Annotated in this window: 26 protein-coding genes and 1 tRNA gene; 18 read left to right on the forward strand and 9 right to left on the reverse strand. The window is 66.6% G+C overall.

From position 1 onward, the window contains the following. The first annotated feature begins 208 nt into the window (after positions 1-208). The 4 genes from dusA to ACW5IY_RS01125 all read left to right on the forward strand — a co-directional run bounded on the left by dusA (position 209) and on the right by ACW5IY_RS01125 (position 4,034). Entirely contained in the window at positions 209-1,240 is a 1,032-nt protein-coding gene (dusA, locus tag ACW5IY_RS01110) for a tRNA dihydrouridine(20/20a) synthase DusA (RefSeq protein ID WP_049435505.1), read from the forward strand. A 212-nt stretch (positions 1,241-1,452) separates the two neighbouring features. Beyond that, a complete protein-coding gene (locus ACW5IY_RS01115) occupies positions 1,453-1,827 on the forward strand; it encodes a hypothetical protein (protein ID WP_049435506.1) in 375 nt (124 codons plus the stop codon). Positions 1,828-1,900: 73 nt separating this feature from the next. Next, a complete protein-coding gene (locus ACW5IY_RS01120; RefSeq protein ID WP_004136763.1) occupies positions 1,901-2,584 on the forward strand; it encodes a response regulator transcription factor in 684 nt (227 codons plus the stop codon). A 25-nt stretch (positions 2,585-2,609) separates the two neighbouring features. Then, positions 2,610-4,034, forward strand: a complete 1,425-nt coding sequence (locus tag ACW5IY_RS01125) for an ATP-binding protein (protein ID WP_032128221.1) — start codon at positions 2,610-2,612, stop codon at positions 4,032-4,034. 84 nt (positions 4,035-4,118) lie between these two features. Here the strand turns inward: ACW5IY_RS01125 and ACW5IY_RS01130 are convergent, their stop codons facing one another. Next, on the reverse strand, positions 4,119-4,907 hold the full coding sequence (locus ACW5IY_RS01130; RefSeq protein ID WP_162838406.1) for a M90 family metallopeptidase: 789 nt from the start codon (positions 4,905-4,907) through the stop codon (positions 4,119-4,121). Beyond that, positions 4,874-5,152, reverse strand: a complete 279-nt coding sequence (locus tag ACW5IY_RS01135) for a hypothetical protein (RefSeq protein WP_049435508.1) — start codon at positions 5,150-5,152, stop codon at positions 4,874-4,876. Before ACW5IY_RS01135 ends, ACW5IY_RS01130 begins: the two co-directional genes overlap by 34 nt. A gap of 143 nt (positions 5,153-5,295) precedes the next feature. Between ACW5IY_RS01135 and birA the strand changes: the two genes are divergently transcribed. The 4 genes from birA (at position 5,296) to ACW5IY_RS01155 (ending at position 7,966) form a co-directional block, all read left to right on the forward strand. After that, positions 5,296-6,264 (forward strand): bifunctional biotin--[acetyl-CoA-carboxylase] ligase/biotin operon repressor BirA, encoded by a 969-nt coding sequence (birA, locus tag ACW5IY_RS01140; protein ID WP_049435509.1) that lies wholly within the window; start codon positions 5,296-5,298, stop codon positions 6,262-6,264. After that, positions 6,261-6,992, forward strand: coding sequence for a type III pantothenate kinase (locus ACW5IY_RS01145; RefSeq protein WP_049435511.1), 732 nt, complete (start codon positions 6,261-6,263; stop codon positions 6,990-6,992). The genes birA and ACW5IY_RS01145 overlap by 4 nt, the downstream gene beginning before the upstream one ends. A 9-nt stretch (positions 6,993-7,001) precedes the next feature. Then, complete coding sequence (locus ACW5IY_RS01150; RefSeq protein ID WP_049435512.1) at positions 7,002-7,850, forward strand: SPOR domain-containing protein; 849 nt, start codon at positions 7,002-7,004, stop codon at positions 7,848-7,850. A 40-nt stretch (positions 7,851-7,890) separates the two neighbouring features. Further along, positions 7,891-7,966 (forward strand) — tRNA-Thr (locus ACW5IY_RS01155). Between the two features lie 112 nt (positions 7,967-8,078). On the opposite strand, the gene ACW5IY_RS01160 is transcribed toward ACW5IY_RS01155, so the two are convergent. The 3 genes from ACW5IY_RS01160 to ACW5IY_RS01170 form a co-directional block, all read right to left on the reverse strand. Next, complete coding sequence (locus tag ACW5IY_RS01160; RefSeq protein WP_049435513.1) at positions 8,079-8,864, reverse strand: hypothetical protein; 786 nt, start codon at positions 8,862-8,864, stop codon at positions 8,079-8,081. Between the two features lie 137 nt (positions 8,865-9,001). Next, positions 9,002-9,325: a hypothetical protein gene (locus ACW5IY_RS01165; protein WP_049410078.1), complete on the reverse strand. Its 324-nt coding sequence runs from the start codon at positions 9,323-9,325 to the stop codon at positions 9,002-9,004. A gap of 80 nt (positions 9,326-9,405) precedes the next feature. Further along, positions 9,406-9,813, reverse strand: a complete 408-nt coding sequence (locus tag ACW5IY_RS01170; RefSeq protein ID WP_049409956.1) for a hypothetical protein — start codon at positions 9,811-9,813, stop codon at positions 9,406-9,408. Positions 9,814-10,407: 594 nt separating this feature from the next. On the opposite strand from ACW5IY_RS01170, the gene ACW5IY_RS01175 reads away from it, so the two are divergent. Beyond that, a complete protein-coding gene (locus ACW5IY_RS01175) occupies positions 10,408-11,178 on the forward strand; it encodes a DUF3011 domain-containing protein (RefSeq protein WP_049435514.1) in 771 nt (256 codons plus the stop codon). 24 nt (positions 11,179-11,202) lie between these two features. Here the strand turns inward: ACW5IY_RS01175 and ACW5IY_RS01180 are convergent, their stop codons facing one another. After that, positions 11,203-11,550, reverse strand: a complete 348-nt coding sequence (locus tag ACW5IY_RS01180; RefSeq protein WP_010486978.1) for a hypothetical protein — start codon at positions 11,548-11,550, stop codon at positions 11,203-11,205. A gap of 132 nt (positions 11,551-11,682) precedes the next feature. On the opposite strand from ACW5IY_RS01180, the gene rocF reads away from it, so the two are divergent. From rocF to ACW5IY_RS01195, 3 genes are all read left to right on the forward strand, one after another. After that, positions 11,683-12,603, forward strand: a complete 921-nt coding sequence (gene rocF, locus ACW5IY_RS01185) for an arginase (protein WP_049435516.1) — start codon at positions 11,683-11,685, stop codon at positions 12,601-12,603. A 162-nt stretch (positions 12,604-12,765) separates the two neighbouring features. Further along, complete coding sequence (locus ACW5IY_RS01190) at positions 12,766-12,903, forward strand: entericidin A/B family lipoprotein (protein ID WP_008266021.1); 138 nt, start codon at positions 12,766-12,768, stop codon at positions 12,901-12,903. 202 nt (positions 12,904-13,105) lie between these two features. Beyond that, positions 13,106-13,327 (forward strand): CsbD family protein, encoded by a 222-nt coding sequence (locus ACW5IY_RS01195; RefSeq protein ID WP_004137109.1) that lies wholly within the window; start codon positions 13,106-13,108, stop codon positions 13,325-13,327. Between the two features lie 73 nt (positions 13,328-13,400). Here the strand turns inward: ACW5IY_RS01195 and ACW5IY_RS01200 are convergent, their stop codons facing one another. Further along, positions 13,401-14,201, reverse strand: a complete 801-nt coding sequence (locus ACW5IY_RS01200; protein WP_049435517.1) for a hypothetical protein — start codon at positions 14,199-14,201, stop codon at positions 13,401-13,403. A gap of 108 nt (positions 14,202-14,309) precedes the next feature. On the opposite strand from ACW5IY_RS01200, the gene ACW5IY_RS01205 reads away from it, so the two are divergent. The 4 genes from ACW5IY_RS01205 to ACW5IY_RS01220 all read left to right on the forward strand — a co-directional run bounded on the left by ACW5IY_RS01205 (position 14,310) and on the right by ACW5IY_RS01220 (position 18,956). Next, on the forward strand, positions 14,310-15,602 hold the full coding sequence (locus ACW5IY_RS01205; RefSeq protein WP_049435519.1) for a tryptophan--tRNA ligase: 1,293 nt from the start codon (positions 14,310-14,312) through the stop codon (positions 15,600-15,602). Positions 15,603-15,728: 126 nt separating this feature from the next. Then, positions 15,729-16,025 carry a hypothetical protein gene (locus ACW5IY_RS01210; RefSeq protein ID WP_049435520.1) on the forward strand — a complete coding sequence of 99 codons (297 nt, stop codon included), beginning with the start codon at positions 15,729-15,731 and terminating at the stop codon, positions 16,023-16,025. A gap of 240 nt (positions 16,026-16,265) precedes the next feature. Further along, positions 16,266-17,198 carry an MBL fold metallo-hydrolase gene (locus tag ACW5IY_RS01215; RefSeq protein ID WP_049435521.1) on the forward strand — a complete coding sequence of 311 codons (933 nt, stop codon included), beginning with the start codon at positions 16,266-16,268 and terminating at the stop codon, positions 17,196-17,198. A gap of 105 nt (positions 17,199-17,303) precedes the next feature. Continuing rightward, on the forward strand, positions 17,304-18,956 hold the full coding sequence (locus ACW5IY_RS01220; RefSeq protein ID WP_049435522.1) for a M28 family metallopeptidase: 1,653 nt from the start codon (positions 17,304-17,306) through the stop codon (positions 18,954-18,956). 88 nt (positions 18,957-19,044) lie between these two features. On the opposite strand, the gene ACW5IY_RS01225 is transcribed toward ACW5IY_RS01220, so the two are convergent. After that, positions 19,045-19,341, reverse strand: a complete 297-nt coding sequence (locus ACW5IY_RS01225; protein WP_049435524.1) for a hypothetical protein — start codon at positions 19,339-19,341, stop codon at positions 19,045-19,047. Between the two features lie 67 nt (positions 19,342-19,408). After that, entirely contained in the window at positions 19,409-20,743 is a 1,335-nt protein-coding gene (locus tag ACW5IY_RS01230; protein ID WP_010486964.1) for an MFS transporter, read from the reverse strand. 223 nt (positions 20,744-20,966) lie between these two features. Between ACW5IY_RS01230 and yedA the strand changes: the two genes are divergently transcribed. Continuing rightward, on the forward strand, positions 20,967-21,872 hold the full coding sequence (yedA, locus tag ACW5IY_RS01235; RefSeq protein WP_049435525.1) for a drug/metabolite exporter YedA: 906 nt from the start codon (positions 20,967-20,969) through the stop codon (positions 21,870-21,872). Beyond that, complete coding sequence (rarD, locus tag ACW5IY_RS01240) at positions 21,869-22,762, forward strand: EamA family transporter RarD (RefSeq protein ID WP_019338652.1); 894 nt, start codon at positions 21,869-21,871, stop codon at positions 22,760-22,762. The genes yedA and rarD overlap by 4 nt, the downstream gene beginning before the upstream one ends. Positions 22,763-22,819: the final 57 nt, after the last annotated feature.

Genomic DNA, 22,819 nt, shown 5'->3' on the forward strand with positions numbered 1-22,819 from the left:
ATCTGCGTCAATGCGTGGCGTACTGCGCTGGACCAGCTGGTCGTATCCAAGGAGAACGCAAACCCCAAGCTCCCCGAGGGCAGGAAGCGTCCGCTGCCGCCGCCCAGCCCGCCCCGGCCGCCAGCGGGAACCTGGCCCAACCGGCGCTTGCCGCGCGACTGACCGGGCGCATTCAGCCGAGCGGTGTAAACTATTGATCTCACTGGCAATGCCAGTCTCCACGATCAACGCCCCGATGACGTCCGCCACCGCCCGTTACGCCGATTCCCTGCGCCTGTCCGTTGCCCCGATGATGGACTGGACCGACCGCCATTGCCGCGTGTTCCATCGCGTGCTGGCGCCGGGTGCGCGCCTGTACACGGAGATGGTTCACGCCAACGCGGTCATCCACGGCGACCGCGAGCGCCTGCTCGGCTTCGACCGCAGCGAACAGCCGCTGGCGCTGCAGCTGGGCGGCAGCGATCCGGCTCTGCTGGCGCAGGCTGCGCGCATCGCCGCCGAGTGGGGATACGACGAGGTCAACCTCAACTGCGGCTGCCCGTCCGACCGCGTGCAGGCCGGGCGTTTCGGCGCCTGCCTGATGCGCGAGCCGGTGCTGGTGGCCGAGTGCGTGGCGGCCATGGTCGATGCGGTCGACATCCCGGTAACGGTGAAGTGCCGCCTGGGCGTGGACGAGGACAACGACTACGACGTGTTTGCCAGCTTCGTCGACCGCCAGGTTGCCGCTGGTGCGGCGATGGTGGTGGTGCATGCGCGCAACGCGTGGCTGAAGGGCCTGTCGCCGAAGGAGAACCGCGAGGTTCCGCCGCTGAAGTACGACTGGGCCTACCGCCTGAAGCAGGAGCGCCCGGCACTGCCGGTGGTGATCAACGGTGGCCTGGCCAGCATCGAGGCGGTACAGGCGCAGGCCGCGCACGTCGATGGCGTGATGCTGGGGCGTGCGGCCTACCACGACCCCTACCTGCTGCATCAGCTGGAGGCGCTGCACACCGGCGCCCCGCTGCAGGCCCGTGGCGAGCTGCTGCGCGCGATGCGCCCCTACATCGAGGCGCGGCTGGGCGAAGGCCTGGCGCTGAAGCACATCACCCGCCACCTGCTCGGCCTGTTCCACGGCGAGCCCGGTGGTCGCGCATTCCGCCAGGTGCTGAGCGAGGGCGCACATCGCCCGGGCGCCGGCTGGAGCCTGATCGAACAGGCGCTGGCGGTCACCGAGCGCGAATCCGATCGCGCCGCAGCGTGATGCTTGTCACATTCCTGACTTGACAAGGGGCGGCGATTCGTCCCGAATGTTCACTTAGCTGAACAACGCGAGGTCAAGGCCGGAAAAGTTCAGACCGGATTCACCGCTGTAAACCAAGAATTTGCAAAAGATTTGTAAAACGCTGGGTTTCGAACCCGGCGCCGGATTTACGACTTTTGAACGAATCGCCGTGCTCGGCTAGGATCGCATCGATGTCTTCCGTTCCCTTCCATCGCCGCATTGCCCTGGCCACCTGCGTGGTCCTGTCGGCTGTGCCGCTGTCTTCGGCGCTGGCGCAACAGCCGCCGCGTGGCGAGCAGGCGCGGGCGGAGATGATGGAGCGGGGCGAGCGTGGCAACCGTGGCGACGAGCGGTCGCTGTCCGATGCCGTGCGCCGCGTGCAGCGCACCACCGGCGGCCACATCCTCGGCGCCGAGCGCGTGCCGTTCGATGGTCGTGATATCAACCGGGTGAAGTACATGGACGATCGGGGCCGGGTCCGCTACATGGACGACCCCGCCCCGTCGCGTTCACAGCCGCGCACGCCGCGGTCGGATATGTCATCACTACGCGGCGATAACCCCTGAACAGGGATAGTTGTCGCTATCAACCCGTACCCCACAGGCCTCCGGGCCACACCCAGGACACTAGGGAGAGTTCATGCGTATCCTTCTGGTCGAAGACGAAGCCCCGCTGCGTGAGACCCTGGCAGCCCGGCTCAAGCGCGAAGGCTTTGCCGTCGATGCTGCGCAGGACGGCGAGGAAGGCCTCTACATGGGGCGCGAAGTTCCGTTCGATGTCGGCATCATCGACCTCGGCCTGCCCAAGATGTCGGGCATGGAGCTGATCAAGGCCCTGCGTGACGAAGGCAAGAAGTTCCCGGTGCTGATCCTGACCGCGCGTTCGAGCTGGCAGGACAAGGTCGAGGGCCTGAAGCAGGGTGCCGACGACTACCTGGTCAAGCCGTTCCACGTCGAAGAGCTGCTGGCCCGCGTCAACGCGCTGCTGCGCCGCGCCGCTGGCTGGAGCAAGCCGACGCTGGAATGCGGCCCGGTTGCCCTGGACCTGGCTGCGCAGACGGTCAGCGTGGCCGGCAGCAATGTCGACCTCACCAGCTACGAGTACAAGGTGCTGGAGTACCTGATGATGCACGCCGGTGAACTGGTCTCCAAGGCCGACCTCACCGAGCACATCTACCAGCAGGACTTCGACCGCGACTCGAACGTGCTGGAGGTCTTCATCGGCCGCCTGCGCAAGAAGCTGGACCCGGATGGCGAGCTGAAGCCGATCGAAACCGTGCGCGGCCGCGGCTACCGTTTCGCGATTCCGCGCAACGAGGGCTGAGCCGGCTCACCCTGGCGATACCATGATGTCCGGCCGTCTGTGGTTCTTCCGACGCTGGCGGCCGCGCTCCCTGCAGGCGCGCCAGATGCTTGCTGCGTCCGTGGGTCTGGTCGCGTTCCTGGCGCTGGCCGGTTACGCGCTCGACGCCGCCTTCGCCGATACGGCGAAGGCGAACCTGCGTGAGCGCCTGAAGAACTACGCCACGGCCTATGCGGCCGGCATCGACTTCACCCGCGACCGCTCGCTGTACATCCGCGAGCAGCCGCCGGATTCACGCTTCGACGTGCCGGGCAGCGGCCTGTACCTGCAGGTTGTGATGCCGCACGGCAAGGGCAATTCGATGTCCGCCGAAGGCCCGATGCTGCCCACCGTGGGCGGTGGCCTGCTGGCGCCGCGCCAGGAAGTGTTCGAAGGCCCGCTGCCGATGATCCAGATCGACGGCAGCCAGGGCTCGGTGTACCGCTATGGCCTGGGCCTGGTGTGGGACGCAGACGCCGACCCTGCCACCGAGTTTCCGTACACCATCTACGTGATGGAAGACTCGCGCGCGCTGGGTGCACAGCTGCGGGTGTTCCGTGGCCGGGTCTGGTTCTACCTGGGCGGTATCGGCCTGATCCTGTTGCTGCTGCAGACCGTCATCCTGCAGTGGAGCCTTCGGCCCCTGCGCCGCGTGATCACCGAGCTGACCAAGGTGCAGCGTGGCGAGACCGCGCGCATGAGCGAGCGCCACCCGCGCGAGCTGGAACCGCTGACCGACAGCATCAACGCCTTCATCGAAAGCGAGCGCGAGAACCTCGAACGCCAGCGCAATACCCTGGCCGACCTGGCGCACAGCCTGAAGACACCGATCGCGGTGCTGCGCACGCAGATGGACAGCGGTGCCGGCGATGGCGCGCTGCGCGAGGAGCTGGATGTGCAGCTGCAGCGCATGAACAACCTGGTCTCGTACCAGCTGGCACGTGCTGCTTCGTCGGGCCACAAGCTGTTCTCCGCACCGCTGCCGATCGAATCCAACGCCGAGGAAATCGTGCGTGGCCTGGAGAAGGTCTACGCCTCCAAGGGTGTGCTGTGCGAATTCGACATCGACCCGGCCGCGCGCTTCCATGGCGAACCGGGCGACCTGCAGGAACTGCTCGGCAACCTGCTGGAAAACGCCTTCAAGTGGGCCAACCGCCGCGTGCTGCTGACCGCGCAGCCGCTGCCGGCACCGAACGCGCGCCGTGCCGGCCTGTTGCTGGCGGTGGACGACGATGGCCCCGGCATCGCCCCGGACGACATCGGCAAGGTGCTGCAGCGTGGCGTGCGTGGCGACGAGCGCGTGCAGGGCCACGGCATCGGCCTGTCGATCGTGCAGGACCTGATCAAGGATTACCGTGGTGAACTGGCTGTGGGCCGCTCCGAGGAACTGGGCGGCGCCCGTTTCGAAGTGCGCCTGCCGCCGGGGCCGTAGCCTTGTGTAGAGTCGAGCCATGCTCGACTGCTCCGCAGAATGCAGCCGAGCATGGCTCGGCTCTACATAAGCTGCGGTAGTGAATCAGCCGACCATCGTCGGCGGCTCGCCATAGAACCGCCGCAGCTGCGCGGCCACCTCCGGCAATGCCTGCTGCAGCAGATCCGGCGCCGAGAAGTGATACTCGCTGGCTACCGCGAAGAACTCTTCCGGCGCTTCGGCCGCGTACGGATCGATCAGCGTTTCCACACCCGCGTCCACCTGCGCACAGAAGGCATCGTAAGCCTGCTGGAACGTAGCCGCCCACTCGCGCTGCCATTGCCGCGGCAGCGGCGGCGTGCCGTCCATCGCGCCATCCAGCGCATCCAGCTTGTGCACCATCTCGTGCACCGCCACGCAGTAGCCCTCGTGCGGCGCGGCCAGGTCGGCCTGCACATCGGCCCAGGACAGGATCAACGGACCGCTGTCCCACGATTCGCCAATCAGTTCGTCATCCCACTCATGCAGTACGCCGGCCGCATCCAGGTGGCTGCGGTGCACGCGGAACGCGTCGGGGTAGACGATCAGCTGCGACCAGCCTTCCAGTCCCACCTCGCCGAACTCCAGCAGCGGCAGGCAGCACAGCGCGGCCAGCAGCACGCCATCGCCGGCCTGCAACTGCAGATCGCCGATCGGGGTGATGGTCTTCTCGTGCAGGAAGCGCGTGGCCAGCAGCCGCAGTCGCCCACGACGCCCGTCATCCAGGCCGTGCAGCCACGCCGCGCATTGGCAGGCGTCTTCCCAAAGTGCATCGTCAATCGGCCGCGGCGATGGCCGCAGCCACTGCAGCAACGACTTGATCAGCGGAACATTCCCGGCAGGTAGCTGTGCCACTTCGGCGCGCGGATGCGCGGCAGCATGTCGTCGTCGCTGCCACCGCCGCCGGTGGTGGTGCTGGCCGCCGGGCGTACCGGTGCCGCCTTGGTGCTGGCGGCCGCAGCGCTGGCGGTGGGCGCGCGCTGCGAGGCGGCGTCGCCATTGGAGGACACGCATGCCCCACGGCTGTCGTCCAGCGCTGCCGTCGCAGACGCCGCGAAGGGCATCGTCAGCAGGATCAGGCAATGGGCATAACGGCGCATTGACGACATCCACGTTAAGGGAAGGTGAGTTCCCGATTCTAGCCCGAACCCGGCGCCAGGTTGGAAGCCCCTGTGGTCACCCGGTGGCGGGCGTCGCTGGCGGCTTTCCCGCATAATTCCTTTCTGACTTCGTGGAAGCTGCCGTGGACGATCGCCAATTGCTGGCCAAACTCGCTGCCGGTCGCCTGTCCGGCGACGCCCTGGCCCGTGAGCTGGGTCAGACCCGGGCGGCCATTTGGAAGCGTATTCAAGGACTTAGGGCCGCCGGTGTGGACATCGAGGGCCGCGCTGGCGAGGGCTATGGCCTGACCCGCCCGGTCGACCTGCTGGACCCGGACGCGATCCGCGCGGGCCTGCCTGCCGACGTCCAGGCCCTGCTGCACGACCTGCAGGTGGCCTGGACAGTGGACTCGACCAACGCCGAATTGCTGCGTTGCAGCGCGCCCCAGCGCGGGGTGAGCGTCCTGCTGGCCGAACGCCAGACCGGCGGCCGCGGCCGTCGCGGCCGTACGTGGGCGTCGCCGCTGGCCGCGCATATCTACCTGTCGGTGCTGCGCCTGTTCTCCGGCGGCCTCGGCCGCCTGGCCGGGCTGAGCCTGGTGGCCGGCATCGCCGTGGCCGAAGCGCTGCACGACCTGGGCTACACCCAGGCGCAGCTGAAGTGGCCGAATGACCTGATCGTCGATGGCAAGCGCAAGCTGGTCGGCCTGCTCGCAGAAGGCGGTGGCGAATACGCTGGTCCGGCGCGCGCGGTGATCGGCATCGGCATCAACACGCACATGCCGCCGTCGTTCGCCGAGCAGATCACCCAGCCGTGGGTGGACCTGGACACGCTGGCCGGCAAGCCGGTGGACCGCAACGTGGTCGTCGCTGCCGTGCTGACGCGCCTGCTACCGGCGCTGGAAGAATTCGATCGCGAAGGTCTCGCTCCGTTCCTGCCGCGCTACGCCGCGTTCGACATGCTGGCCGGCCGCGAAGTACGGGTGGAACTGGAAGGGCAGTGGCAGCACGGCACCGCGCTCGGCCTGGCCGATGACGGCGCGCTGCGCGTGCGCATCGATGGCCGCGAGCGCCTGCTGCACGCCGGCGAAGTCAGTGTGAGGGCGGCATGAGCGATTGGTTGTTCGACCTCGGCAACTCGCGCTTCAAGTTCGCGCCGTTGCAAGGTGACCGTGCCGGCGATGTGCAGGCCTGGGCGCATGGCGCCGAAGGCATGGCCGGGCAGCCGCCACACAGCCTGCCCAGCGGCCGCACCGCGTTCGTGGCCAGCGTGGCCGCACCGTCGCTGACCAGCGCCATGCTGGACCAGCTGCAGCGCCGCTTCGAACACGTACACGTGGTACGCACCAGCGCCGAATGCGCCGGTGTGCGCATCGCCTATGCCAAGCCGGAGAAGTTCGGCGTCGACCGCTTCCTGGCCCTGCTGGCCGCGGCCAAGGCGCAGCGCCCGGTGCTGGTGGTCGGCGTGGGCACCGCACTGACGATTGATCTGCTCGACGCCGACGGCCAGCACCACGGTGGCCGCATTTCCGCATCGCCCACCACCATGCGCGAAGCGCTGCACGCCCGCGCGGTGCAGCTGCCGGCCACGGGCGGTGACTACAGCGAATTCGCCAACGACACCGCCGATGCGCTGGCTTCCGGTTGCGATGGCGCCGCGGTGGCGCTGATCGAACGCAGCGCACAGCAGGCGCACACGCTGCTGGGCGTGGCACCGTCGCTGCTGGTGCACGGCGGTGGCGCACCAGCGCTGATGCCGCTGCTGCCCGGCGCCGACTACCACCCCTCGCTGGTGCTGGATGGCCTCGCCCGCTGGGCGGTGCACCAGCCCGCAGGCTAGTATCCGCGCATGCTGACCCGTGCCCTGATCGTCGTACTGGCCATCCTCAATCTTGGCGTCGCCTGCTGGTGGCTGCTGCGCGATGCGCCGCAGAAGCCTGCGCCGCCGCCGCAACCCGCTGGCGTGGCCGAGCTGCGCTGGGTGCCCGGTGGTGTGGATGCCGCTGCGGCTGCCGAGGCCACCGCTGCCGCCCCGACCGCGCCGTTGACGGAGCGCGAGCCGGTGGAGAAGACGGCTGTGGCTGCCACGCCGGCGCCCGCCGCCCCGGCCAAGCCGGAGATTGCCAAGCCACAGGTGGCTGAGGCTACGCCGGTTGCGGCCGCAGCCAAGCCGGCAACACCGCCTGCACCCGTACCGGCACCGGAAAAACCCGCAACCCAGCCCGTGGCTGCCGAACCGCCGCGCTGCGTCGCGCTGGGCCCGTTCGCCGACCGCGCCGCCGCGACCAGCGCGCAGGGCAAGGCCGGCAATGTCATCAGCCAGGTACGCCTGCGCGAACAGCCCGCCGCCAGCGGCAGCGCCCGTTTCCGGGTGATGCTGCCGGCCGCCGCCAACCGCGACGAAGCCCAGGCCACGGTGAAGCGCATCGTCGCCGCCGGCCTGAGCGACTACTACATCATCAGCCAGGGCGAGGACATCAACGCCGTGGCGCTGGGCCAGTACCGCAACCGCGAAGGCGCCGAGCGCCGCATGGCGGCGGTGCAGGCCGCCGGCTTCCAGCCGCGCCTGGTGGCCAGCGGCGACGCCGGCCAGTGGTGGCTGGAAGGGCAGCTGGCCGCGGGCGCGCAGCCGGCCCAGGCCCAACAGCGAAGCGGCGCGGCACAGAGCCGGTCGCTGGAATGCGCAAGGTTGCGCTAGAATCCCCGGACCGCGGCGCTGCCGCCGGTGCACCACCCATGCCGCTTTAGCTCAGTTGGTAGAGCAACTGTCTTGTAAACAGTAGGTCATCCGTTCGATTCGGATAAGCGGCACCATCTTCGATCCCTTGGCATCCGCACATGTCCACGGAGAACAATCAACCTGCTGCAATGGCGGGTTTTTTTGTGCGTTGCCGTTCTGGGGAAGAATGGGAGCCTGCAGGCAAGTTCACCGTGGCACCGCAATGCCCCTTTTGAGTTGACTGCAACGTTGGAGCATACGTTCGCCGGATTGCTCCTTGAGTTGAATGCCGCCATCAGCGAGAAGGGGATAGGTCTCGAGACGGACGCGATAGGCCGCTTGCGAAGACAGCTGCACTGCAGCGTCGTCCGTGCCGATGGCGGCTCCAGGTAGCGAATCCTCTCGAACAACGCCATTTACCTGAAGCTGTGCGCAGAGTCCGGCGTAGTAGGCGATGCGTTCATCAAGCGCCTGAGGGTGCCTTGTGGCATGACCTAGCGCATGGAATGTCTCGTGTGCGACCAGATCGACAAGGTTCGCAACCGTCCGTTCGCGGTCGTCATGTATCGAAGCCGCAAGTGCCAACGTCTTTCCACCCGAGAACGATCCAAAAGTACGCGACTGTATCGTCGCCGCGGTATCCGTTGGCGCGAGAAGGATCCGGTATCTGTTCGCCTTTGCTTCTATCCATGATTCGGAGAATTTCGCTGCTGCATCAATGCGCATGCAGGTATCGGCAACGTCAATCTGTGTTCCTGCAGCCATCAAGAGCAGGATTTCGTGCTGGGTGTTGGCGCAGTGAACCGATTCCAGAGCGGGCAGGTCCTTGCGCCCCGGAACAGTGGACAGGGATCGGAAGTAGCGGAATGGACCGAGAGGCGTGGACACCAGCTCGGTGTAGCCATCCGGAGGGATGCCTTGTGGCAATCCAATTGTTGCGGCGCAGCCTGCCAGGATGGAGGCGGCGAATGCGGCGAGGATGACTCCTTTCATCGCTTCTCCCAAAGGTGCGGGTGCTCAAGGTGCACCCGCATCTCCTGTTGTTTACTACATCTCCATGCACACGTGCGGCGAGGGGTGGTTGACACAATCCCGTCTTTCGAACTCCCGGTAGTCTGGCGCGAACAGTTTCAATCAAACCGGATGATGCGGATCAACCCTCTTGTCGACGATCCGTCTCCGAAGGCGGCCAATGTGCCATAGGGGAATGCCTCCTTCGCACCGTCATGGTTGATGAATGAGATCGTGCAGTTCGTCCGAGTGCCGGGACGGATCCGGGTCATGGTTCTGTCATTCAAGACGAAGCTGTACCACGTGAGTCGGGGACTCATGGAGAGCGCCATGGGGCGCGCGGTGGAGGCGATCAACTCGGCAACAGCGCAGCCGCGCGAATCCACTTCGTCCAGCCGTAGCTCAACGAGAACAGGTTTCAGGTTTGGATAAGGTGTGCTCATTCCAGAAGCGGGTCTGCTCGATTCGATAGCCACGGCAGTGACGTTGTGAACCTGTGCAACGGGGATCTGAATGTTCCGCATTATTGAGCCCTAACCACCTGCAACGCCACATACTCCGCCAGCCCCCGGCAGGCCAGCATCAGTCCCTCGCGCGTGCCATCGCCGATATCGTCCTTCTCTTCCCCGTCCACGCGCACGCGCTCTGCGGCGTGGTACAGCTCCAGCAGCGATACCAGGCCAACCGCGGCGCGATCCCTGCGTGCGGCGGCCACCGCGTCGCCAGGTGTGCCTGCCGGCCCCTGCCATGGTTGTCCATCGGCGGCGTCACCGGCCTGGATGCGCTGCAGGCAGCCGGGCAGGTTGATCGGCGCAGGCGCCTCGTTGGCGGCAGCGAAAGCGGCCTCCAATGGCTGCGCCAGTTCGGGCGGCAGGCGCAGGGCCGCCTCGCCCAGGGTGGCAGTCAGGTACGGGTGATGAGTCTTGGGCATGCGGGCATCCTCGTCGGGAACAGAGGCGCCACCCGAAGAGGGTGGCGGGCGATGCGTGGCTTCCAAGACCGGGTCAACGAATCGGCGGGCACGAGGCCCCCACGCACCGCCCGCCGTCGATCGGCGAACGGATTGCCAGCCGGCGCCGTACTTGGGAGGACGACGCCGGCTGGCAAGCGTATACATCGTTGACAACACAGGCTTGGAAGTCCCGACCACCTTTGCAGGTGGCGATTCATCATGCGCACGTGAAATCACCGCCTGCCAGTCGTTTGTTTCGATGGCATCGGGTGATCTGAAAGGGAAAATGAATTATCGCAATTGGCCCGTTTCGACCATGGCAATGCCAGAAGCGACATATCGCGCAGGACTGCAACCAACGACGAATTCTGGTGCGTCATTGCTGTCGCACGGCCCTTTAAGGCCCAGAAAGTAAAGCCGGCTTAACTTCCCCGGCAGGGCTTCCAGAACACCCTATCAGACATGAATCCCCATGCGCGCCGCCTGGATCTTGATATTCCTCACGGACAGCCCGCAACGCCCCACCGCATACTGCCGCCACACGCCCACCCTGGGCCCCTTCGGGATCCGCACATGCGTCGCCATGCCCTGTCGCTCACCGTCGCACTTTTGTCCACCACCTGCGTGGCCCCGGCCATGGCTGCGGTACCGTTCTTCAACGCCAGCTGCCCAGGCGGCATCGACGTGCACGCCGACGAAGGCGGTCCGGTCTACGTGCAGGGCCGCGAGGCCACGGTGAAACGCTTCAACGACCGCTATTCCGAAGCGCGCGATGCCAACAGCGGCATCACGCTGTCGATCAGCAGCAACGAGGACGGCACGCCGCAGATCAGCTATACCGGCCGAGGCGGCGCCAATGGCATCTGCCAGGTCAGTGCCAGTGGAACGCCCGTACCGTCTGAACATCGCGACCACCGTCGCCACGATGACGACAACGACGCGGCGCTGCCGCGCGAAGTCACCTGCGAATCCACCGGCCAGCAGCAGGTGTCGTGCGACATGGATACCCGTGGCAACGTGGAAATCGTGCGCCAGCTCAGCCACACCCGCTGCGAACAAGGCCAGAACTGGGGCCTGTCGCGGCATTCGGTGTGGGTGAATGGTGGCTGCCGTGCGGTCTTCCGCAATGTGTCCAAGGCGGCCAACAGCGCGCCGGCGGGGGATACCGCGCTGGGTTCCTGCAATATGCGCAAGGGTGCGCAAGGCACGCTGGTGACTCAGCTACCGGTGGGCAGCGATTATCAGGAGTTGATCATCGATTATCCCGATGGCCGCTTCCTGTGCATGATGCGCAACAACGGCCAGGTGCAGAGCGTGACGCCTGTTCGCCACCGCGGAAGCTGAGCGCGCAGCGGGCTGGGGCAGGCTTCAGCCGCAGGACCTATACAGCAACACCCACGCCAGCATCAGGGCGAACATACCAACGAAGGTCAGGCCGAACCATAGCGCCGCCACCTTCACGTTGCCGATCAACGCCGTCGCCACACGGGGCAGCTCGCTTTTCAGAATCGGGTGTTCGGCGTGTGCTTTGCGCAGACGCTGCCAACCCAACCCGAGGAATACCAGGGTCGAGAACGGCACCAGCAGTAGCGTCGCCTGCATCAGCCAGCGGTTCGGCGACGCATCGATCGAGCTGCTCAACAGAACCGCAAAAGCGGCAATGGGCAGCGCACCCATGAAGAAGCGTGGCCATGCGGTATTGATGAAGGGCGACATCGCAATCTTCCATGAAGGACGGTCGGGTCCGCGCGGCATCATGCCATGCCAATGCCCTGCTGCACCGCCGCGAGTGGTGTCACACAGCTCTGGCTAGACTGTGCTTCTTTTTCCCCACCGCAGGAGGCACCCATGGCCCATCCCATTTCCGTATCCCTGATTGGCGTTCCCACCGATGTCGGTGCGGGCCATCGCGGTGCACGGCTGGGGCCGGAAGCGCTGCGCGTGGCTGGGCTGCCGGAGGCGCTGGAGGCGCGTGGCGTGGACGTGCGCGACCTGGGCAATCTGGATGGTCCGCGCAACCCGTGGACCGCGCCGGTGGAAGGTTACCGGCACCTGGATGAAGTGGTGGCGTGGAACCACGCGCTGATGGAAGCCAGCTATGCCGAACTGCAGGCCGGGCGCATGCCGATCATGCTCGGCGGCGACCACTGCCTGGGCATCGGTTCGATCACTGCGGTGGCGCGCTGGTGCCGCGAGCAGGGCAAGACCCTGCGCGTGCTGTGGCTGGATGCGCATTCGGACTTCAACACCAGTGACGTGACCCCGTCGGGCAACATCCACGGCATGCCGGTGGCCTGCCTGTGCGGCCTCGGCCCGGATGCGCTGACCCACCTCGGCGGCAGCGCACCGGCGATCACCCCGTCGCAGATGCACCAGATCGGTATCCGCTCGGTGGACCCGGAAGAAAAGCGCCTGATCAAGACCCACAAGGTGGATGTCTATGACATGCGCTACATCGACGAGAACGGCATGAAGCGCACCGTGGAGGCGGCGCTGGCCGGTATCGACGAGAACACCCACCTGCATGTCAGCTTCGATGTGGACTTCCTCGACCCCAGCATCGCACCGGGCGTGGGCACCACCGTGCCGGGCGGGGTGAACTACCGTGAGGCGCAGCTGGTGATGGAAATGATCGCCGACACCGGGCGCATGGGGTCGCTGGACATCGTTGAGCTCAACCCCTTGCTGGACAAGCAGAATGCCACCGCCGAACTGGCCGTTGACCTGGTCGAAAGCCTGTTCGGCAAGTCCACCCTGATGCGCGACTGACCGCCCCTGCTGAACGGATTGCCGAACCGTTCACACCCGCTCCACGCCCCTGCCGCCAGATTGCACTTCACGCGGCGGCAGTGGGCATTGGTGCCCTCCCGCCGAGCGAAAGAATCCCATCCGCGAATGAAGCGGTATAGCGGCGAACCCAAGGAGAAGCCCATGAAGCGCGTAGTTGCCCTGATGCTGTTGTCGATGTTCTCGGTGGCCCTGCTGGCCGGTTGCAACACCATTGCCGGTGCCGGCAAGGACGTGCAGAAGGCGGGCGAAAAGGTTGAAGACACCGCCAAGGGCCGTTGAGCCCTGCACGAAACGGAAAGAGAAAGGGCCGGGGACATCCCCGGCCTTTTTTGTGCGTGCTTTTCACTGCGTGATGTCGAAGCGTAGTGAACCATTCAAGCAAGTGAGCAGTGTTTTCATGGTCGGTTGACCGGTACCCAACAGCTGCTGCGCGAAGCTGGACCCACGGTAAGAACGCCGTTGCAGCCAAGGATTCCCAGCAATGAACAAAGACATCATTTCCGGCAAGTGGTCGCAGCTGAAGGGCAAGGCCCAGGCCAAGTGGGGCGATCTGACCAACGACGATTTCGATGTGGCCGAGGGCAATGCCGAGTATCTGGCCGGTCGCCTGCAGGAACGTTATGGCTGGGCCAAGGACCGCGCCGAGAAGGAAGTCCGTGAGTTCCAGGACAGCGTCAGCAAGGACTACCCGGACTACAAGTAAGCGCTTCGGTTTCCCCCACAACACAACGCCCGCACCGAGAGGTTGCGGGCGTTGTGTTGTCTGGGCGGGAGGATCAGCGCGCCGGCGGGTCCGGCACGTAGCGGTTGGGGAAGGCCTGGGGCTCGCGCGGCAGGCGCGAGGGTGAATCCACCAGGATGCCGCGTGCGCGCAGGTTGCGGGCGCTGTCGTAGCGCAGCTGCAGGACTTGGGCGGGGCTGCGGCTGGCGCGTTCGAAGTCGGTATCGCGTACCGACGATTGTTCGCGAGCGCCGTGGCCGGTGCCCAGCGCAGGGGCCTGCGACTTGCTGGCATAGCCCTCGATGCGGCTGGCACTGGCATCAGCGGCAGCCTCGGCTTGCGCGGCCGGGGCCGGCAGCGGCAGGCCACGGCGCAGGATCGGCTCGGGGCGCCAGCGGCGCGCCTCCTCGAACACCGCCACGCCCACCACGCCGATGTTGTCCGGGCGGCCGGTGCGGCTGGCATAGCTGCCGCTGGGGCTGCTGAACACGAATTGCGCCACTTCGTCCTGGCTCTTGCGCCAGCCGGTGATGTCGGCGCGCTGGCCGGGATTGAGCACGTAGCCGGTCTGCGAGGGATCGGCATCCTCACCGGAGATGGCGTTGACGCCGTCCACCGACAGCACCACCAGCACCCGGCGCGGGCTGTCGTTGTACAGGCGCACGGCGTAGCGGTGACCGCGCTCGCCAGCCACCCAGCGCTGGCCCTCGGCGGGATAGCTGCGCAGTTCGGTACCGCGGTCGCGGTCGACCAGGGACATGCGCACGGGGTCGCCCTCGTACACCGGCGGGGGCATGGGAGCCGGGCGGAAGCCGGCCAGGGGCAGGATCAGCAGCAGGGGCAGCAGGCGTTTCATCGGGCGTCTCCAGCGGGGTTGCGTGAATGAACGCGCCGCGGGCCCTGACGGGGTTGGTGGCGTGCAAGGTAAACTGGCCCCGTTCATCGAAGGTTACCCCACGCAGTCATGACGACCCGAGTCCTTACCGGCATCACCCCCTCCGGCACGCCCCACCTGGGCAACTACGTTGGCGCCATCCGTCCGGCCATTGCGGCCAGCCGCGCGCCGGGGATCGAGAGCTTCTTCTTCCTGGCCGACCTGCACAGCCTGATCAAGTCCCAGGACCCGCAGCGCACCCAGCGCGCGACCCTGGAGATCGCGGCCAGCTGGCTGGCCTGCGGCCTGGACCCGGAACACGTGTGGTTCTACCGCCAGAGCGACATCCGCGAGACCACCGAGCTGATGTGGTTCCTGACCGCCATCGCCAGCAAGGGCATCCTCAACCGCGCGCACGCCTACAAGGCGGCGGTGGACAAGAACCGCGAGGAAGGCGTGGACGAGGACGCGGGCGTCAGCGCCGGCCTGTTCATGTACCCGGTGCTGATGGCCGCCGACATCCTCATCTTCAAGGCCAACCAGGTGCCGGTGGGCCGCGACCAGATCCAGCACATCGAGATGGCGCGCGATTTCGCCCAGCGCTTCAACCACGTGTACGGCAAGGAGTACTTCCCGCTGCCGGACGTGGTGATCGACGAGCAGGTGGCGACGCTGGCCGGCCTCGACGGCCGCAAGATGAGCAAGAGCTACCACAACACCATTCCGCTGTTCGTGCCGCGCGAGGAGCTGAAGAAGCTGGTGTTCTCGATCCTGACCGACTCGCGCGCACCGGGTGAGCCGAAGGACACCGAGGGCTCGGCGCTGTTCCAGATGTACCAGGCGTTCGCCACCCCGGAACAGACCGCGGAATTCGCCAAGGCGTTCGCCGCCGGCATCAGCTGGGGCGATGCCAAGCAGCAGCTGTTCGAGCGCATCGACAGCGAGCTTTCTCCGCTGCGCGAGCGCTACAACGCGCTGATGGCCGAGCCGGAGAAGATCGAGGCGCTGCTCAAGCGCCGTGGCCAGCAGCTGCGCGAGCAGCTGGCGGCACCGCTGCTGGACGAGCTGCGCCATGCGGTGGGCCTGCGTGACCTGTCCACCGCGGGCGACATCGCCAGCGAGGACGCTGGCGTGGCCCGCGTGGCACCGCCGCTGTTCAAGCAGTACCGCGAGAAGGACGGCCGTTTCTACTTCAAGCTGTCCGCCGGTGACGGCACGTTGCTGATCCAGAGCGAAGGTTTCGATTCGCCGCGCGATGCCGGCCAGCTGATTGCGGTGATCAAGCAGGCCGAGCAGGGCGACCAGCTGCAGAGCGAGCTGTTCAAGCTGGAAGCCGAGGTGGATGCGGTGCTGGCGGCATTGGCTGTGTTGCGCGCCGACTGATCGGTAGATGCCGACCTTGGTCGGCGCTGTTGAGGGCGGAATGCCGGCCAGCGGCCGGCACTACCCGCAATCGGCGGCCATGGCATGATGTCCGCGCGCCTCAGGCGCGATGACATGGAGTCTGCAATGGCCTGGTTGTCGCTGCTGCTGTTCCTGCCCTGGTTTCTGTTGCTGGGCAGCCTGTACTGGCTGTTCCCGCGCCAGCCGCGTAGCGCGCGGCGGCGCCTGTTCGATGGTGCTGCCCTGGCATTGGCATTGCTGCTGAGCATCCTGGCGATGCTGTGGGGCCACCATATCGGCCTGGTGCAGCCCGGCGCCGGCCCGATCTGGCCGCAGGTGCTGGCGGTGCTGTATGCCTATGGAGCTTTCCTGGCAGTGCTGGTGCTGGCGTTGCTGCTGCGGCCGCGGTTCGCATTGCGCTGAACCTGGCGGTGATGATGGCCGCCGCTGAACGTGCTCCTGGTAGAGTCGACTGTTAGTCGACTGCTTTCCCGTCAGACGTGGAGAAATACCCGCGCTGCGCGCGCAAGTCGACTAACAGTCGACTCTACCAGGCCACCATCCGGCCAAAGCCATGCGCCCCCCGACCAAAGCCGCATCGAACCCGGGCCGCCTGCGCGCCTACCATGGGTATCTGTTCCCGATCCTGCCAGGTGCGTGCCAATGACCGCCGACCCCAGCATCCACACCATCGATACCGGTTTCCAGCGCCCGGATTTCGACGCGGCGTATCTGATCGTTGAAAACGGCCGTGCCGCGTTCGTCGACTGCGGCACCGGCCTGTCGGTACCGGCGATGCTGCAGGCGCTGGCGGAGGCCGGTCTGGGCGTGGAAGCAGTGGACTGGCTGCTGCTCACGCACGTACATCTGGACCACGCCGGTGGTGCAGGCCTGCTGATGCAGCAGCTGCCGAATGCGAAGGCGGTGCTGCATCCGCGCGGTGCGCCGCACATGATCGATCCGACCCGGCTGATTGCCGGCGCCACCGCGGTGTACGGCGCCGAAGAGATCGCGCGCAGCTATGGTCGCATCGAGGCGATTCCTGAACAGCGCGTGGTGGTGGCCGAAGACGGCCACCGCATCGATCTGGCTGGCCGCGAACTGGTGCTGTTGCATACGCCGGGCCACGCGCTGCACCACTACTGCGTGTGGGATGCGCGCAGCCACAGCTGGTTCACCGGCGATACGTTCGGTATCTCCTACCGTGAGCTGGACAGTGCGCAGGGTGCTTTCATCTTCCCGACTTCGTCGCCGGTGCAGTTCGATCCAGAAGCGATGAAGGCTTCGATCCGGCGCATGCTCGATTACGCGCCGCAAGCGATGTACCTGACCCACTACGGTCGTGTGGAACAGGTGGAGAAACTGGCCGACGACCTGTTCGAGCAGATCGATGCGATGGCCGCCATCGGCCGCCAGTGCGATGGTCGACCGGATCGCCACCGCTGCCTGCTGGCCGCACTGCAGGCGCTGTACCTGGAACGTGCACAACTGCATGGCTGTGCGCTGGACGATGCCGCGGTGACCGCTGTTCTGGCGATGGACATCGAACTCAACGCCCAAGGCCTGGCCTGCTGGCTGGATCGCATCAGCAAGTAGATCCACGCCATGCGTGGATGACGTTGGCCCAGGCTGCGCCGCGGTGTCACGACCACGTTACACTCTGGTGACTTCCAAGCTAGCCGTGGTATTGCCGTGAATCCGATGCGCGTGTTGCTGCTGTCGTCCTGCCTGTTCGTCGGTGGCCTGGCCCATGCGGCCAACGACCTGCCGGGTGGCGGCATCGATCCGCAGGCACTGTCGCGCCATGTGCGCGTGCTGGCGTCGGATGAATTCGAGGGCCGTGCACCGGCCACCGAGGGTGAAGAGCGCACGGTGCAGTACCTGATCGAGCAGTTCCGCAGCTACGGCCTGCAGCCGGGCGGCGTGGACGGCAGCTGGGTGCAGCCGGTGCCGCTGGTGCGCGCACAGCTGGATGGCGCGGCCAAGGCCAGCCTGTCGCTGAAGCAGGGCAAGCGCGCGCTGGCCAACGGCGTGGACGTGACCCTGCAGAGCCTGCAGCCGCGCAAGCGCGTGCAGATCAAGGACGCGCCGCTGGTATTCGTCGGCTACGGCATCGACGCGCCGGAACGGCAGTGGAACGACTACAAGGACGTGGACCTGCACGGCAAGATCGCGGTGGTGCTGATCAACGACGCCGATTTCGAAGCCGATGCGCCGGGTGCATTTGATGGCAAGGCGGTGACCTACTACGGCCGTTGGACCTACAAGTTCGAGGAAGCCGCACGCCGCGGTGCCGAGGGCGTGCTGATCGTGCACGAGACTGCACCGGCTGCGTATGGCTGGGCCACGGTGAAGAGCTCGGGCACCTCGCCGCTGTTCGACATCGAACGCGGTCAGGCCGAGGCGATGGCCCAGCACACGCCGCTGCGCGGCCGGATGCAGCGCGAGCTGGCCGAAGCGATCTTCGCCGACGCCGGCCTCGACTTCGACGCTGAGAAGCGCAAGGCGATGCGTGCCGACTTCCGCCCGGTGGCACTGGACAACGCGAAGCTGAGCGTGGATTTCGCGCTCAAGCGCGAGCAGGTGGTGACCCGCAACGTGGTGGCCAAGCTGCCCGGTGGTGAACACGCCGACGAGGCCGTGATCTTCTCCGCGCACTGGGATGCGTTCGGTATCGGCCAGGCCGATGCCAAGGGCGACCGCATCCGCCGTGGTGCGATCGACAACGCCACTGGCGTGGCCACGGTGCTGGAACTGGGCCGCGTGTTCGCCGCCGGCCCGCAGCCGCAGCGCACGCTGTACTTCGTGGCCCTTACCGCCGAAGAGAAGGGCCTGCTGGGCGCCAGCTACTACGCCGCGCACCCGCTGGCGCCGCTGGACAAGACCGCCGCAGTGCTGAACATCGAAATGTTCAGCCCGGATGGCCCGACCCGCGACATCGCTTCGTGGGGCAAGGGCCGGGTGTCGCTGGAAGGCGATCTGGAACGCGTGGCCAAGGCCCGCGGCCGCAGCTACAGCCCGGACCCGAACCTGGAAGCGGGCTTCTTCTACCGCGCCGACCACTTCGCCTTCGCCCGCCTGGGCGTGCCGGCGATCACCATCGGCCCGGGCCTGGACAAGCTGGACGGCGGTGTTGAAGCCGGCCGTGCGCTGCGCGAGAAGTACTTCGCCGACTGCTACCACCAGGCCTGCGATGCCTGGACCCCGACCTGGGATCCGAGCGGCCACGCCGCCGATACCCTGCTGGTCTACGACCTGGGTGCCGAGCTGGCCAACAGCCGCCGCTGGCCGACGTGGGAAAAGGAATCGGAGTTCCGCAGCGCACGCGACAAGAGCGAAGCCGCCCGCCGCTGAGGTAGTGCCGGCCGCTGGCCGGCAACCTCGTGAACCTTCGGAAAGAATGTGGAGTTGCCGGCCAGCGGCCGGCACGATCGCGCGCTCATCAGCGCCGGCGCAACAGCGTCCATGCGCCCCAGCCACTGGCAGCGAGCGCGGCCAGATAGCACGCCACCATCGTACGCAGGCCGACCGGCGACCCCGCATTGATGCCGCGGTGCAGGCGCAGTTGCAGCGAGCTGTGGCCGCTGCCCAGGTCCACCGCCAGCTGCAGCGCCAGCGCGCCGCAGAACACCAGCAGGGCGATCCCGAACCCGATGCGTGGCCATGCGGCCTGTGCGTTGGGGCGGCGCAGCAGCCAGGCCAGTGCCGTGGTTGCGGCCAGCGTCGCCGCGATCCACATCAGTGGCGTGGCGGGAGACGCAGCGGCCACCGGCAGTGCACCGGTGGCCGCAATTACGGCAACGCGCTTACTTGCGGGTGCCGTCGAGCCAGTTCGGGCCCTTGTTGGTAAGGAAGAACACATAGACCACCAACGATACCGCGATCGTGGCGGTTACGTAGATAGCGAACCAGTCGACATGGCCGGTCTTCAGCGCGCCCTGGTACAGCAGCGGGGCGGTGCCACCGAACAGCGAGTTGGCCAGCGCGTAACCCAGGCCCACGCCCAGTGCACGCACGTGGGTGGGGAACAGCTCGGCCTTCACCACCGCGTTGATGGAGGTGTAGCCGGTGAGGATGACGAAGGCCATGGCCAGGGTCAGGAAGGCCAGGGTGGCGTCATGCTGGTGCGGCAGCTGGGTGATCAGGTACCAGCTGTACAGCACGCCGCCGACGCCGAAGAACACCAGCAGGGTCTTGCGGCCGATGATGTCCGACAGCCAGCCGCCGACCGGCTGCAGCACCATCAGGAACGCCAGCACGCCCAGGTTGATCAGGGTGCCGGTCATCGGGTCGTTGCCGGCGAAGGCGCTCTGGATCATCTTCGGGCCGTTCACCGAGTAGGTGTAGAAGGCCACGGTGCCACCGGCGGTGATCAGGAAGCACAGCAGCAGCGGCCGCCACTGGTGCACGAACAGCTCGTACATTGAACCGGACTTCTGTGCCTTGCCTTCGCGTGCGGCTTCGATGGACGACTCCGACAGCGATTCGTCCATGCCGCGGCGCAGCCAGAACACCACCACCGCGGCGATGCCACCGATGCCGAAGGCGATGCGCCAGCCCCACTCGGAGATCTCCGGCTTGCCCCAGAAGGTCAGCATCAGCAGCAGGGTCAGCTGGGCCAGCACATGGCCGCCGACCAGGGTGACGTAGTGGAAGGAGGACAGGAAGCCGCGACGGCCGGGAATGGCGGCCTCGGACATGTAGGTGGCGCTGGCACCGTACTCGCCACCGGTGGCGAAGCCCTGCAGCAGGCGTGCGAACAGCAGGATCACGGCGGCCCAGATGCCGATGCTGGCAGCGGTGGGGGTGATGGCGATGAGGAACGAGCACAGCGCCATCAGCGTGACCGAGACGGTCAGCGCCAGGCGGCGGCCATGGCGGTCGGCGAAGCGGCCGAAGAACCAGGCACCGATCGGGCGCATCAGGAAGGTCGCGGCGAAGATCGCCCACACGTACATGGTGGAGTTCTTGTCGTCCGGCGAGAAGAACTGCGATTCGAAGTACACGGCGAACACCGAGTACACGTAGACGTCATACCACTCCACCAGGTTGCCGGCGGAGCCTTTGAGGGTGTTGGAGATCGACCGCCGCAGGGCGGCGCGGTCATTTGCGGGTACGGCAGGTTGGGACGTGGTGCTCATCTGGGTGGGAATCCTCGATGCGGCGCGTCCGTGCGCAGGGAAAACGGCGCCCGGCCTTGGGGCGGCGCGGCCGGGCAGCCCTCTTGGTACTGCATCGGCCGTCAACACGGGGTAGCAGACCAGAGCAGGGTGCATGGATGGATGACAGCGTGCCACCGTCCGGGGTCCCGGACCATACTCAAAACGTCCTAGAATCCGCCTTCCCCCGGCTCCCTGGTGTGTCATGTCGGCTCCCCCTTCTTCGTCTGCGGCTGCCCCCCGGGGTGGCCTTGTCGCGCTGGCATTGCTGCTGGTCTACGTGGTCTGGGGCTCGACCTACCTGGGCATCGCCAAGGCCCTGCACGGCGGCGCGCTGCCGCTGACGATGGTCTCCGGCAGCCGGTTCATCATTGCCGGTGGCCTGATGTTCCTGGCCTTGCGCCTGTTCTGGAAGATGCCGAACCCGACCCTGCGGCAGTGGCGCAACCTGGTGGTGATGGGCGTGACCATGCTGGTACTGGGCAACGGCATGGTGGTGCTGGCCGAGCGTGAGGTGTCTTCGGGACTGGCCGCCACCGCGGTGGCCTCGGTGCCGCTGTGGATGGCGCTGTTCTCGGCGCTGCGCGGCCAACATGCCAGCAAGGGTGAATGGCTGGGCATCGCGGTCGGCTTTGTCGGCGTGGTCTGGCTCAATGCCGGCAGCAGCCTGACCGCCTCACCGACCGGGCTGGTGCTGCTGCTGATCGCGCCGATCGGCTGGGCGTTCGGTTCGGTGTGGGCACGTGGCCTGGACCTGCCGGGCCCGTTCATGACCGCTGCCGGGCAGATGATCTGCGGCGGCGTGCTGCTGGTGCTGATCGGCCTGGCCGTGGGCGAACGCCCCACCACGCTGCCCGACACCGGCGGCCTGCTGGCGATGGCCTACCTGTGCGTGTTCGGCTCCATCGTCGCGTTCACCGCCTACGTATGGCTGCTGCAGAACGTGCGCCCGGCGCTGGCGGGCAGCTATGCGTACGTCAATCCGGTGATTGCGGTGCTGCTGGGCGCTGCATTGAATGGTGAACGCTTTGGATGGCGGGACTTCCTCGCCATGGCGGTGATTCTTCTGGGTGTGGTGGTGCTGACAATGGCAAGGACACGAAAGAAATGAGCATGGACGAGAAAGAACAACGCCGGGGCCTGCTGGTCACTGCGTCCACCTTCGTGATCTGGGGGTTGGTGCCGGTGTACTGGCACCTGCTCAACGAGGTCCCCTCGTTCCAGATCATCGCCCACCGCATCATCTGGAGCACCGTGCTGGTGCTGGGCTGGCTGCTGCTCAGTTCGCGCCTGGGCTGGTGGCAGAAGATCGCCGCACAGCCGCGCGCGCTGCCGATCCTGCTGGTGTCGAGCCTGACCATCGCGTTCAACTGGGGCCTGTACATCTGGGCGGTCAACGCCGGCCATGTGATCGAAACCAGCCTGGGTTACTTCATCAACCCGCTGGTGAACGTGCTGCTGGGCGTGCTGGTGCTGAAGGAGCGCCTGCGCCGCCTGCAGTGGGTGGCGGTGGCGATGGCGGCGGTGGGTGTGGCCTGGCTGACCATCGATGCGGGCACGCCGCCGTGGATCGCGTTGGGCCTGGCCTGTTCGTTCGGCCTGTATGGGCTGCTGCGCAAGCTGGTTTCGGTCGATCCGGTGGCCGGGCTGGGCGTGGAGAGCATGTACCTGTTCCTGCCGGCGCTCGCGTTCGCGATCTGGGCCGAGAACGGCCATGGCGGCGCGTTCTTCCATGGCTGGGGCTGGCGCAACGACCTGCTGCTGATCTTCGGCGGTGCGGTGACGGCCGTGCCGCTGATCGGCTTTGCTTACGGCGTGAAGCGCATTCCGCTGTCGCTGGTCGGCATCCTGCAGTACATCGCGCCGAGCCTGCAGCTGCTGCTGGGCGTGTTCTTCTTCCACGAAGCGTTCGATACCGCCAAGGCGATCGGCTTCGCGGCGATCTGGGCCGGCCTGGTGCTGTTCGTCGGCGACAACATCCGCACGATGCGCAAGCGGTAGCGGCGCCGGGATCCGGCCCCGCTTTCCGCAAAAAAAGAACGGCGCCCCGAGGGGCGC

It is taken from the genome of Stenotrophomonas sp. C-A (genome assembly GCF_054030835.1).

Excerpts from the sequence above, each read along its gene's own strand:
- dusA (WP_049435505.1), top strand. The coding sequence starts at position 209 with ATGCCAGTCTCCACGATCAACGCCCCGATGACGTCCGCCACCGCCCGT.
- ACW5IY_RS01115 (WP_049435506.1), top strand. The coding sequence starts at position 1,453 with ATGTCTTCCGTTCCCTTCCATCGCCGCATTGCCCTGGCCACCTGCGTG.
- ACW5IY_RS01120 (WP_004136763.1), top strand. The coding sequence starts at position 1,901 with ATGCGTATCCTTCTGGTCGAAGACGAAGCCCCGCTGCGTGAGACCCTG.
- ACW5IY_RS01125 (WP_032128221.1), top strand. The coding sequence starts at position 2,610 with ATGTCCGGCCGTCTGTGGTTCTTCCGACGCTGGCGGCCGCGCTCCCTG.
- ACW5IY_RS01135 (WP_049435508.1), bottom strand. The coding sequence starts at position 5,152 with ATGCGCCGTTATGCCCATTGCCTGATCCTGCTGACGATGCCCTTCGCG.
- ACW5IY_RS01145 (WP_049435511.1), top strand. The coding sequence starts at position 6,261 with ATGAGCGATTGGTTGTTCGACCTCGGCAACTCGCGCTTCAAGTTCGCG.
- ACW5IY_RS01150 (WP_049435512.1), top strand. The coding sequence starts at position 7,002 with ATGCTGACCCGTGCCCTGATCGTCGTACTGGCCATCCTCAATCTTGGC.
- ACW5IY_RS01160 (WP_049435513.1), bottom strand. The coding sequence starts at position 8,864 with ATGAAAGGAGTCATCCTCGCCGCATTCGCCGCCTCCATCCTGGCAGGC.
- ACW5IY_RS01165 (WP_049410078.1), bottom strand. The coding sequence starts at position 9,325 with ATGAGCACACCTTATCCAAACCTGAAACCTGTTCTCGTTGAGCTACGG.
- ACW5IY_RS01170 (WP_049409956.1), bottom strand. The coding sequence starts at position 9,813 with ATGCCCAAGACTCATCACCCGTACCTGACTGCCACCCTGGGCGAGGCG.
- ACW5IY_RS01175 (WP_049435514.1), top strand. The coding sequence starts at position 10,408 with ATGCGTCGCCATGCCCTGTCGCTCACCGTCGCACTTTTGTCCACCACC.
- ACW5IY_RS01180 (WP_010486978.1), bottom strand. The coding sequence starts at position 11,550 with ATGTCGCCCTTCATCAATACCGCATGGCCACGCTTCTTCATGGGTGCG.
- rocF (WP_049435516.1), top strand. The coding sequence starts at position 11,683 with ATGGCCCATCCCATTTCCGTATCCCTGATTGGCGTTCCCACCGATGTC.
- ACW5IY_RS01190 (WP_008266021.1), top strand. The coding sequence starts at position 12,766 with ATGAAGCGCGTAGTTGCCCTGATGCTGTTGTCGATGTTCTCGGTGGCC.
- ACW5IY_RS01195 (WP_004137109.1), top strand. The coding sequence starts at position 13,106 with ATGAACAAAGACATCATTTCCGGCAAGTGGTCGCAGCTGAAGGGCAAG.
- ACW5IY_RS01200 (WP_049435517.1), bottom strand. The coding sequence starts at position 14,201 with ATGAAACGCCTGCTGCCCCTGCTGCTGATCCTGCCCCTGGCCGGCTTC.
- ACW5IY_RS01205 (WP_049435519.1), top strand. The coding sequence starts at position 14,310 with ATGACGACCCGAGTCCTTACCGGCATCACCCCCTCCGGCACGCCCCAC.
- ACW5IY_RS01210 (WP_049435520.1), top strand. The coding sequence starts at position 15,729 with ATGGCCTGGTTGTCGCTGCTGCTGTTCCTGCCCTGGTTTCTGTTGCTG.
- ACW5IY_RS01215 (WP_049435521.1), top strand. The coding sequence starts at position 16,266 with ATGACCGCCGACCCCAGCATCCACACCATCGATACCGGTTTCCAGCGC.
- ACW5IY_RS01220 (WP_049435522.1), top strand. The coding sequence starts at position 17,304 with ATGCGCGTGTTGCTGCTGTCGTCCTGCCTGTTCGTCGGTGGCCTGGCC.
- ACW5IY_RS01225 (WP_049435524.1), bottom strand. The coding sequence starts at position 19,341 with ATGTGGATCGCGGCGACGCTGGCCGCAACCACGGCACTGGCCTGGCTG.
- ACW5IY_RS01230 (WP_010486964.1), bottom strand. The coding sequence starts at position 20,743 with ATGAGCACCACGTCCCAACCTGCCGTACCCGCAAATGACCGCGCCGCC.
- yedA (WP_049435525.1), top strand. The coding sequence starts at position 20,967 with ATGTCGGCTCCCCCTTCTTCGTCTGCGGCTGCCCCCCGGGGTGGCCTT.
- rarD (WP_019338652.1), top strand. The coding sequence starts at position 21,869 with ATGAGCATGGACGAGAAAGAACAACGCCGGGGCCTGCTGGTCACTGCG.